The organism is Stenotrophomonas pavanii (assembly GCF_900101175.1).
GTDB classification, from domain to species: domain Bacteria; phylum Pseudomonadota; class Gammaproteobacteria; order Xanthomonadales; family Xanthomonadaceae; genus Stenotrophomonas; species Stenotrophomonas pavanii.
This window is the reverse complement of the sequence record NZ_FNFQ01000002.1, coordinates 232602-243738: the sequence shown is the minus strand read 5'-3', so window position 1 is coordinate 243738 and position 11137 is coordinate 232602. Positions and strand designations below refer to the sequence as shown.

The window sequence follows — 11137 nt, the reverse complement described above, 5'->3', positions numbered from 1 at the left end:
GCCGAGGCGATGCACGGTGCGTCCGGGATCATGGGGTTGCCGGCCAGCGGCCGGCACTACTCTTCCAGGCTGGCGTTCCAGAACCCCTGCAGCACGCCGGGCGTGGTTGCCAGCGTGGCAAGAACCGCATCCAGCTCTCCGGCATCGACCGCGGTCGCGTACAACACGGCTTCGATTTCCACGTCACGATCGCCGAATGGGCGCTGGTCCACCGCGCGCACGGGGTACTGCGCCTGCTCCAGCAGCAGCAACAGCCGGTCCAGCACCTCGGCCTGCTGCTCGCGCTGGCAGACCACGTTGATCGCATACGTGGCCTCGCTGAACGCTTCCGGCAGCGGCTGCCGCTGGATGCGGTTCACCACCGGCCGCAGCAGGGTGTTGGCAGCCAGTACGAACACCGCGGCCAGCACCGCTTCGGGCAGCAGCTTGATGCCGGCACACGCGCCCACTGCCGCCGATCCCCACAGCGTGGCCGCGGTGTTCAGGCCGGACACCTGCGCGCCCTCCTTCATGATTGCGCCGGCGCCGAGGAAGCCAACGCCGGAGATCACATAGGCGACCACATGCAGTGGCGACGGCGGGCCGCCGTACAGGTCATGGAAGCGCACCGCCAGGTCGACGAACACCGCTGCACCCACTGCCACCAGTGTATTGGTACGCAGGCCGGCGGTGCGCTGGCGCAGCTGCCGCTCCAGGCCGATGACCGTGCCCAGCACGAACGCCACCGACAGGCTGATCAGCGAGCTGAGGGTTGCGCCAGCGTTGAACGCCGGCAGGTTCGGATTGATGTCGAGCATCCATTTCTCCCTGGACGAGGCCGGCGGGCGCCTACTGCCAGCCGTAACGACGGATGTAGAACTTCTTCAGCGCAGTGGTCAGCACCGCATAGCCGACCAGGATCGCGACCAGGAACGGCCAATAGCCGGCGGGCAGCGCCTGCAGCTTGAAGTAGCCGGCCAGCGGGCTCATCGGCAGGAACACGCCGATGGCCATGATCAGGCCGGTCATCAGCAGCAGGGGCGGCGCGGCAATGCTCTGCAGGAACGGCACCTTGGGCGTGCGGATCATGTGCACGATCAGGGTCTGGGTCAGCAGGCCGACCACGAACCAGCCCGACTGGAACAGGCCCTGGTCGGCCGGCGTGCGTGCGTCGAACACGTACCACATCAGTGCGAAGCAGGTCAGGTCGAAGAGCGAGCTGATCGGCCCGAAGAAGACCATGAAGCGGCCGATGTCCGCCGGGTTCCACTTCAGCGGCCTGCGCACCAGGTCCTCGTCAACGTTGTCGAACGGGATGGCGATCTGCGAGATGTCGTACAGCAGGTTCTGCACCAGCAGCTGCAGCGGCAGCATCGGCAGGAACGGCAGGAAGGCCGAGGCCACCAGCACCGAGAACACGTTGCCGAAGTTGGAGCTGGCGGTCATGCGGATGTACTTCAGCATGTTGTTGAACGTGCGCCGGCCCTGGATGACGCCTTCCTCCAGCACCATCAGGTTCTTTTCCAGCAGGATGATGTCGGCCGCCTCCTTGGCGATGTCCACCGCGCTGTCCACGCTGATACCGATATCGGCTGCGCGCAGCGCCGGCGCATCGTTGATGCCGTCGCCGAGGAAGCCGACCACCTTGCCCTGCGCGCGCAGCTCGCGCACCAGCCGCTCCTTGTGCAGCGGCGTCAGCCGGGCAAACACGCGATGGTGGTGCAGCGCCCGCGACAGCGCGCCGTCGTCCATGCGCTCGATCTGCGGGCCGGTCAGGATGGTGTCCGCGTCCAGTCCCACCTGAGCGCAGACACGGGCGGTCACCAGCTCGTTGTCGCCGGTGAATACCTTCACTTCCACGCCATGCGCGGCCAGCGCCTGCAGCGCCTGTGCGGTCGATTCCTTCGGCGGGTCCAGGAACGCCACGTAGCCGACCAGGGTCAATCCGCACTCGTCAGCCTGCGTATACACCAACTGGTGGGCTGCGGTCTCCTTCATCGCCACCGCCACCACGCGCAGGCCCTGTTCGTTCAGCTCCTCGGTGGTCTGCCGCACCCGCGCCAGGCGACGCTCGTCCAGCGGCATGTCCTGGCCGTTCTCGCGCACGGTGCTGCATACCGCCAGCATCTCTTCCACCGCGCCCTTGCAGATCAGCTCATGATGGTCCTCGCGTTCGGACACCACCACCGACATGCGGCGGCGCTCGAAGTCGAACGGAATCTCGTCCACCTTGTGGTAGTCCTGCGACAGCCGCAGCGAGCTCTGCAGCTCCACGTGCTCCAGCACCGCGCGGTCCAGCAGGTTGATCAGGCCGGTCTGGAAGTGGCTGTTGAGATAGGCGAACTTCAGCACGTCTTCCGAATCGTGGCCGAACACATCGGTGTGGCGCTCCAGCGCGATCCTGTCCTGGGTCAGGGTGCCGGTCTTGTCGGTGCACAGCACTTCCATCGCGCCGAAGTTCTGGATCGCATCCAGGCGCTTGACGATCACCTTGCGCCGCGACAGCAGCACTGCACCCTTGGCCAGGGTGGAGGTGACGATCATCGGCAGCATTTCCGGCGTCAGGCCCACCGCCACTGACAGCGCGAACAGGAACGCCTCGGTCCAGTCGCCCTTGGTCCAGCCATTGATCAGCAGCACGAACGGCACCATCACCAGCGCGAAGCGGATCAGCAGCCAGCTGACACTGTTGACGCCGGCCTGGAACGCGGTCGGCGCACGGTCGGTGGCGGTGCTGCGCTGGGCCAGCGTGCCGAAGTAGGTGCGGTTGCCGGTGGCCAGCACCACGGCGGTGGCGGTGCCTGACACCACGTTGGTGCCCATGAACAGCAGGTTGTGCTGTTCCAGCAGGCCAGCCAGGCCATCGCCGGGGTGCGCGAACTTTTCCACCGGCAGCGATTCGCCGGTCATCGCGGCCTGCGCGACGAACAGGTCCTTGGCGGTCAGCACGCGGCAATCGGCCGGAATCATGTCGCCGGCCGACAGCACGATGTGGTCGCCCGGCACCAGCTCGCGGATCGGCAGGTCCAGCAGGCGTGCCGGGCGACGGCTGTGCAGGTGCGCGCCGAAATACTGGTCGGCCACATCCGCAGCCTCGGTGCCGGGATTGCGGCGCAGCACGCGTGCGGTGTTGCCGACCAGGGCCTTCAGCCGCTCGGCGGCACGGTTCGAACGACCCTCCTGGACGAAGCGGATCAGCGTGGACAGCAGCACCATCGCGCCGATCACCACGGTGGCCTTGATGTCCTCGGTCAGCCAGGACACGGCCGCCAGCACGGTCAGCAGCAGGTTGAACGGATTGCGGTAGCACTGCCACAGGTGGCGCCACCACGGCAGCGGCTTTTCGTGATCCACCTCGTTGGGGCCGAGCGTGGCCAGCCGCTCCTCGGCTTCATGCGGGCTGAGGCCATCGGCATGCGAGCCCAGCGTGGCCAGCAGTTCGGCTTCCTCCTGCTGGGCAAGGGTGACTAGGCCCGTGGTGAGCGCGAACGGCGCCGCCTCGGCGCTGCCCGGGCCGAACCCGGCCTCGGGCATCGCGCGGCGGCGGAACAGGTTGCCTGCGCGGCGGCTGCGCAGGAAGGCGTTGAACCAGGCATTGAGCAGGCTCATGGGACGCTCCTTGAATGTCAGAGCCGGCCGCAGCCGGAACACGAACGGAATGGGTGAGGCAGATCAGGCGTGGCGCATCGCCAGCACCGCCGGCGACCACGGCTGCATGTGCAGGCGCTGGCTGCCGCCGATGCATAGCGGCTTCATTGCATCGCGCAGGGGATAGGGCAGGTGGCGAAGCACATTGATGCGCTCGCTGATCGGCAGCAGCGACAGCGCGTCGGCCACCACGCGGGGTGAACCCAGCGACAGCGACCGGGCGAACATGACCGGGCCGTGCTGCAGCAGTTGGCTGCGCAGGCCGGCGACATCGCGCTCACCGATCAGGCGGCGCAGGGTGATGTAGAGGATCTTGTAGGACATGGGGGCGATCTCCAGGCAGGTGGCGCCTGGCGGTCCCCCGTCACTCAGGCAGGCAGGGACCGGCGGCAGGCGCCAGGAACAGGCAACAAGCGGTCATCCGGGGCGCGGTGCGCCCGGCAGGGTCGGGGTCCATCTGCGTCTCCATGAGGGGAGGGTGCCAGCCAGGGTTGCCCTGGCCAGTGGCGCTATTGTCCGCCCCTGAATGGGGCAGGCCTAGAGGCCCGTGGGTTAGCCCGGCTATACCTTGGTATAGCCGGGCACATGCGGTGCCGATCGAGGATCCAGCGGTGGGTCAATGCGCGCCGCTGGTCTGCTTGCACACGTCGTACTCGCCACGGGTCAACGTCTTGTCACGGTCGGTATCGCAGGCATGCAAGCGTTCGGCCCAGTCCGGAGCCACTGCATCGACCTCCGCCAGGGTGACAATGCCGTCCTTGTCCTTGTCCAGCGACTCATACGGCGGTATCAGCTTCACTTCGGTGACGTCGTCGGCGGCGGTGGCCTTGCTCGCCTCCTGGGTCCTGGAACAGGCGCCCAGCAGCAGGCCGATAGTGATGACAAGGACAGCAGGAACGCAGCGAATACCGGTCATGACAGGCTCCAGAAGTGGGGACGCGGGCCACGGGTGTGGATGGCCACGGCCGGATATTCGGCCCGGATCTGTAAGCGAGCTGCGAAGAACCGAGCGGGTCGCCAGATGGCGGTGGGCCACCGTTCACCCGCCTGCCCCATGCGTGTACCGGCCGCACCTGACGAAATTGTCAGGCAGGCGACAGCAAGGCGCCGGAGGCCAGCCGGGAGGATGGCATCAGGCCCGCGCAGCCCCCGCGCCGGCACCGGTATGGATCCCTGTCATGCGAATTCCCTTCCTGTCCGCACGAATGCGTCGCCGCCACCTTGTCCTGGGCGTGTTGCTGCTGGTGGTGTTGTCGCTGGTGATGCTGTTCCAGGGTGTGCCGCGCAGCGACGCGCAACCGGCCAATGCGCCGCCGCCGGTACCGGTGGTGACCGGCCGTGTCGAGCAGCGCGACGTGGCGCATTGGCGCAGCGGCGTAGGCACGGTGCAGTCGTTGCAGAGCGCCGTACTGCGGCCGCAGGTCGACGGCGTTCTGACCGAGGTGCTGTTCGAGGAAGGCCAGAAGGTGCGCAAGGGCCAGTTGCTGGCCCGTATCGATGATCGTGCGATCCGTGCTGACCTGGGTGGCGCACAGGCTGCGGTGGTTCGCGACCGTGCCACGCTGGATGCCGCGCGCTCGGACCTGGCGCGGCTGCAGCACCTGTCTACCGACCAGCTGGTTTCGCGGCAGATGCTGGAGCAGCAGGCGGCCACGGTACAGCAGCTGCAGGCCACCCGGCGTGGCAATCAGTCGGCGGTGGATGCCGCACAGGTGCAGCTGTCGTACACCCGTATCCTGGCGCCGATGGATGGCCGCATCGGCCTGCGCCAGGTGGACCCCGGCAACCTGGTGCGTGCCACCGATACGCAGGGACTGGTGACGGTGCAGCAGACAGATCCGATCTCGGTGGTGTTCGCGCTGCCGCAGGACGCGTTGCCGCAGCTGCGGCAGGCACTGGCTGCCGGCGACGTGGCGGTGCAGGCGCTGGACCGCGATGGTGGCCAGCGCCTCGCCGAAGGCACGCTGCAGGTGATCGACAATCAGATCGACGAGACCTCCGGCACGGTGCGGTTGCGTGCCCGCTTCGCCAATGCCGACGACCGGCTGTGGCCCGGGCAGCTGGTCAGCGTGCGGGTACGCATCGGCCAGACCACGGACGCGCTGGTGGTGGACGCTGCCGCAATCCAGCGCGGTGTCGAGGGCAGCTTCGTCTACCGCGTAGTGGGAGATGGGAGCGTCGAGGTGCTACCGGTCACCGTCGGTGAAGCCGAGAACGGGCAGGTGGCCGTACAGGGCGAGCTGCGGGTGGGTGATGTGATCGTGCGCGATGGCCAGTCGCGCCTGCGCCCGGGTGTGGTCGTCACTGAAGCCGGCGCACCGGTTGCCAGGGCCGGGGCCGCACCATGAGCACCCGCGTTTCGCTGTCCAGCTGGTTCGTCCGGCATCCGGTGGCCACCACGCTGCTGACGCTGGCGGTGATACTGCTCGGCGTGGCCGCGTTGCCACGGCTGCCGGTGGCACCTCTGCCTGAAGCGGAATTCCCGACCATCCGCGTCAATGCCAGCCTGCCCGGCGCCAGCGCCGAGACCATGGCGTCGGCGGTGGCTACGCCACTGGAAACGCAGCTGACCGGCGTGCCCGGCATCATCGAGATTACCTCCACCAGCGCGCTCGGCAGCACCTCGATCACGCTGCAGTTCGATCTGGAAAAGAACATCGATACCGCCGCACAGGAAGTACAGGCGGCAATCAATGCGGCGGCCGGGCGCCTGCCCAGCGACCTGCCGAACCTGCCGACCTGGCGCAAGGTCAACCCGGCCGACAGCCCGATCCTGGTGCTCAGCGTGGTCTCGGCACAGATGTCGATGACCGAGCTGAGCGACCTGGCCGAGAGCCGCCTGGCGCGTTCGATCAGCCAGATCAGTGGCGTGTCCGAGGTCAATATCGTCGGCCAGCAGCGCCCGGCCATCCGCATCCAGGCCCAGCCGGAGCGGCTGGCAGCGATGGGCATGACCCTGTCCGACCTGCGCGGCGTGGCCCAGAACGCCAGCCTCAACCAGGCCAAGGGCGCGCTGATGGGCGAACAGCGCACGTCCACCTTCGAGGCCAACGACCAGCTGTTCGATGCCCAGGACTACCGCCAGCTGGTGGTCGCCTACCGGCAGGGTTCGCCGGTCACGCTGGGCGATGTCGCGCAAGTGGTCGACGGTGCCGAGAACGCCTACGTGCAGGCGTGGCCGAACGGGCAGCCGGGCGTGGGCCTGATCATCAGCCGGCAGCCGGGCGCGAATATCGTTCGCACCACCGATGCGGTGCTGGCCGCCTTGCCGGAGCTGCGCGCCAACCTGCCGGCCAGCGTCGATGTGGAAGTGCTCAACGACCGCACGCGCACCATCCGCGCGTCGCTGCACGAGGTGGAGGTCACCCTGGTGCTGACCATCGTCCTGGTGGTGCTGGTGATGGGGCTGTTCCTGCGCCAGCTCTCGGCCACGCTCATCGTCGGTGCGGTGCTGGTCGTAGCGCTGGTCGCCACGTTCGCCGCAATGTATGTGGCCGGCTTCAGCCTCAACAACCTCACCCTAGTCGCACTGGTGGTAGCGGTCGGCTTCGTGGTGGACGACGCCATCGTGGTGGTGGAGAACATCCACCGCCATCGCGAGGCCGGTTTGGGGCCCGTGGAAGCGGCACTGAAGGGTGCCGAGGAAATCGGCTTCACCGTGGTGTCGATCAGCCTGTCGCTGATCGCGGCGTTCATCCCGCTGCTGTTCATGGGCGGCGTGGTCGGGCGCCTGTTCGCGGAGTTCGCGATGACCATCACGGTCGCGATCCTGATCTCCATCGTGGCCTCGCTGACGCTGGCGCCGATGATGGCTGCGCACCTGATGAAGCGCATGCCGGCCCATCGCGACGGCCAGGACACGCTGGCCGGGCGCCTGTTGGCCGGCTACGACCGCAGCCTGCAGTGGGCGTTGGGCCACCAGCGGCTGGTCCTGCTCGGCTTCGGCGCGACGGTGGCGGTAGCGGTGGCCTCGTACGTGGTGATCCCGAAGGGCTTCTTCCCGCTGCAGGACACCGCCTTCGTGTTCGCCACCACCGAAGCGGCACAGGACATCGGCTTCGAGGAGATGGCGGCCAAGCACCAGCAGCTGGCGACGATCGCCGCCGAGGATCCTGCGTTGCAGGCCTACAACCATGCGGTGGGTGCCACCGGTGGCAGCCAGACCCTGTCCAATGGCCGCTTCTGGTTCATCCTGAAGGACCGCGGCGACCGCGACGTGGACGTGCATGGCTTCATCGACCGGCTGCGCGCGAAGATGGCCAGCGTGCCGGGCATCACCGTGTACATGCGGGCGGCGCAGGACATCAACCTGGGCGCGGGGCCGGCGCGCACGCAGTACCAGTACGCACTGCGCGGCCAGGACAGCAGGGAGCTGTCACGCTGGGCCGAGCAGCTGACCGAACACCTGCGCGGTCTGCCGCAGCTGCGCGACGTGTCCAACGATCAGCAGGTCGGCGCCAGCGTTACCCGCCTGCAGATCGATCGCACTGCTGCGGCGCGCTTCGGCTTGACCGCCAACGATATCGACCAGGTGCTCTACGATGCGTTCGGCCAGCGCCAGATCAACGAGTTCCAGACCGAGACCAACCAGTACCGGGTGATTCTGGAGATCGCGCCCGGCCTGCTTGGCCAGGTCGATGCGCTGTCCTACTTCCACCTGCGTTCGCCGCTGACCGGGCAGATGGTGCCGCTGTCGGCGGTGGCCCAGGTGCAGCCGCCGGGCAACGGGCCGCTGTCGATCAGCCACAACGGCATGCTGCCGGCGGTGAACCTGTCGTTCAACCTGGCGCCGGGCGTCTCGCTGGGTGAGGCGGTTACCCTGGTCGAGCAGGCACAGGCGCAGATCGGCATGCCCGACAGCATCAACGGGCGCTTCCAGGGCACCGCACAGGCGTTCCAGGAATCGCTGGCCAGCCAGCCGTTGCTCATTCTGGCCGCGCTGCTGGCGGTCTACATCATCCTCGGCGTGCTGTACGAGAGCTTCGTGCACCCGCTCACCATCCTGTCCACGCTGCCGTCGGCCGGTATCGGTGCCGTGCTGATGCTGTGGCTGTGGGGGCTGGATTTCTCGATCATGGCGCTGATCGGCATCGTGCTGCTGATCGGCATCGTCAAGAAGAACGGCATCCTGATGGTCGACTTCGCGCTGGATGCCCAGCGCAACCGCGGGTTGACCCCGCTGCAGGCCATCCACGAAGCCTGCCTGACCCGCTTCCGCCCGATCATGATGACGACGTTGGCGGCGCTGCTGGGTGTCATTCCGCTGATGATCGGCTTCGGCACCGGCTCGGAGCTGCGCCAGCCGCTGGGTGTGGCGGTGGTGGGTGGCCTGCTGATCAGCCAGTTGCTGACCCTGTACAGTACCCCGGTGATCTACCTGGCCCTGGACCGGCTGTTCCTGCAGCGCCGACGCGAACGCAGGGCGGCCGCCGGTGCCGCGCTGACGGAGCCCGGATGAAACTGCTGATCGTCGAGGATGAGAGCAAGACCGCCCACTACCTGCGCACCGGCCTGGGCGAGCAGGGCTGGGCGGTCGACCTGGCCGCCGACGGCGTGACCGGCCTGCACCTTGCCCGCGAGTTCGACTACGACGTGATCGTGCTGGACGTGATGCTGCCCGGCATGGACGGCTTCAACGTGCTGCGCGAACTGCGCCGCAGCAAGCAGACCCCGGTGATCATGCTGACCGCGCGCGACCGCGTGGATGACCGCGTGCACGGGCTGGGGCAGGGTGCCGACGACTACCTGGTCAAGCCGTTCTCGTTCATCGAACTGCTGGCGCGCCTGCAGGCGCTGGTCCGGCGCGGCCGCCAGCAGGAGCCGACCGAACTTCAGGTGGGCGACCTGCAGGTCAACCTGCTGGCGCGCCGCGCCTATCGTGACGGTGCGCGACTGGACCTGACCGGCAAGGAATTCGCGCTGCTGGCCCTGCTTGCGCAGCGGCGCGGGCAGATCCTGTCCAAGACGGTGATCGCCGCGCAGGTCTGGGACATCAATTTCGACAGCAACACCAACGTGGTGGAAGTGGCGATCAAGCGCCTGCGCAGCAAGCTTGACGGCCCGTACCCCAGCAAGCTGCTGCATACGGTGCGCGGCATGGGCTACGTGCTGGAAGTGCGCGATGACGGGGGTGATGGTCGATGAGGTGGTCGATCGCCCAGCGCCTGTCGGCGATGTTCGCGCTGGCCGCGCTGCTGGTATTCGCCCTGCTGGGCATCGGCGTGTATGGCGTGCTGGAACGGCAGGTGGTGCGTTACCAGCACGCCGAGCTGCAGACCAAGCTGCACGCGGTCAGCGGCAGTGTGGCGATATGCGATACCCGCGAACGCTGGAGCAAGGTGCGCGACAAGGTCGGCAACCTGATTTCCGGCGACCGCGACACGCTGGTCTGGGCCTGGAGTGACGACCCGACCTTCCGCATCGGTGGTGAGCGCCCACAGGTGCAGCCACCCAATGGCCACGACAGCGGCATGGGCACGTTGCAGCGCGAGGGCCAGCATCCGCTGCGTACGCTGTATGAGCGCGTGCCCGGCAAGGGCGTGCGGCCGGCGGTGGACTTGTGGATCGGTATCGACTCCGAACCGTACACGCATGCCTTGCAGCGCTTCGCCGTGGCGCTGTGGGTTGCCGGCGGGCTGGGCGTGCTGCTGGTGGCCGGCCTCGGCTACTGGATCGCGCGCCTGGGACTGGCCCCGTTGCACGCGCTTTCGGACGAGGCGCGCTCGCTCAGCCCACAGCGGTTGTCACAGCGGCTCGGCACACAGGCGCTGCCGGCAGAGCTGGGGCACCTGACGCATGCCTTCAACGGTGCACTGGATCGCCTCGAGGCCGCCTACACGCGGCTGGATGCGTTCAACGCAGACGTGGCGCATGAGCTGCGCACGCCGCTGGCCAACCTGATGGGGCAGACCCAGGTGGCCCTGTCACGGCCGCGCGACAACGCGCAGCTGCAGGACGTGATGCAGTCCAACCTGGAAGAGCTGGAGCGGCTGCGCGCCATCGTCAACGACATGCTGTTCCTGTCGCGGGCCGGGCAGGGCGACATCGCGATGGAGACCCGGCCGGTGGCGCTGGCCGACGAAGTGGCCGCCGCCGGGGACTTCCTTGAATTCCTGTTCGAGGAAGCCGGGCTGACCCTCAGCATCGAAGGTGATGCGACCGCCAGCATCGATCCATCGCTGTTCCGGCGTGCCCTGACCAACCTGCTGCACAACGCCGTGCAGCATGCGCGGCCCGGTACCGCGGTGCGGGTACAGCTGCAGGCCGAAGGCAAGGGCGCGCGCATTGCGGTGTTGAACGAAGGCGATGGCATCGCCGCCGAGCACCTGCCGCTGTTGTTCGAGCGTTTCTACCGGGTTGACCAGGCCCGCGAGTACCGGGGCGAACGCCACCACGGCCTGGGCCTGTCGATCGTCAAGGCCATCGCCGTGCTGCATGGTGGCGATGTGTTCGTGGCCAGCCGCGACGGGCTGACCACGGTGGGGTTCACGGTGGCGTGTTGACGCTGCGG

At 67.7% G+C, this 11137-nt stretch carries 8 protein-coding genes; 4 read left to right on the top strand and 4 right to left on the bottom strand.

Features of this window, described 5'->3' with window-relative positions:
* Window positions 1-56 precede the first annotated feature (56 nt).
* From BLS66_RS04575 to BLS66_RS04560, 4 genes are all read right to left on the bottom strand, one after another.
* On the bottom strand, window positions 57-797 hold the full coding sequence (locus BLS66_RS04575; RefSeq protein ID WP_074725217.1) for an MgtC/SapB family protein: 741 nt from the start codon (window positions 795-797) through the stop codon (window positions 57-59).
* Between the two features lie 31 nt (window positions 798-828).
* A complete protein-coding gene (gene mgtA / locus BLS66_RS04570) occupies window positions 829-3588 on the bottom strand; it encodes a magnesium-translocating P-type ATPase (protein WP_074725216.1) in 2760 nt (919 codons plus the stop codon).
* Window positions 3589-3651: 63 nt separating this feature from the next.
* A complete protein-coding gene (locus tag BLS66_RS04565; protein ID WP_049467132.1) occupies window positions 3652-3951 on the bottom strand; it encodes a hypothetical protein in 300 nt (99 codons plus the stop codon).
* A gap of 292 nt (window positions 3952-4243) precedes the next feature.
* Window positions 4244-4543 (bottom strand): EF-hand domain-containing protein, encoded by a 300-nt coding sequence (locus BLS66_RS04560; protein WP_074725215.1) that lies wholly within the window; start codon window positions 4541-4543, stop codon window positions 4244-4246.
* 262 nt (window positions 4544-4805) lie between these two features.
* Between BLS66_RS04560 and BLS66_RS04555 the strand changes: the two genes are divergently transcribed.
* The 4 genes from BLS66_RS04555 to BLS66_RS04540 are packed head-to-tail and all read left to right on the top strand — an operon-like array spanning window position 4806 to window position 11129.
* Window positions 4806-5975, top strand: a complete 1170-nt coding sequence (locus tag BLS66_RS04555; RefSeq protein ID WP_083348133.1) for an efflux RND transporter periplasmic adaptor subunit — start codon at window positions 4806-4808, stop codon at window positions 5973-5975.
* Window positions 5972-9085 (top strand): multidrug efflux RND transporter permease subunit, encoded by a 3114-nt coding sequence (locus BLS66_RS04550; RefSeq protein ID WP_074725213.1) that lies wholly within the window; start codon window positions 5972-5974, stop codon window positions 9083-9085. The genes BLS66_RS04555 and BLS66_RS04550 overlap by 4 nt, the downstream gene beginning before the upstream one ends.
* Complete coding sequence (locus tag BLS66_RS04545; RefSeq protein ID WP_074725212.1) at window positions 9082-9771, top strand: heavy metal response regulator transcription factor; 690 nt, start codon at window positions 9082-9084, stop codon at window positions 9769-9771. Before BLS66_RS04550 ends, BLS66_RS04545 begins: the two co-directional genes overlap by 4 nt.
* Entirely contained in the window at window positions 9768-11129 is a 1362-nt protein-coding gene (locus BLS66_RS04540; RefSeq protein ID WP_074725211.1) for a heavy metal sensor histidine kinase, read from the top strand. Before BLS66_RS04545 ends, BLS66_RS04540 begins: the two co-directional genes overlap by 4 nt.
* The last annotated feature ends 8 nt before the right edge of the window (window positions 11130-11137 follow it).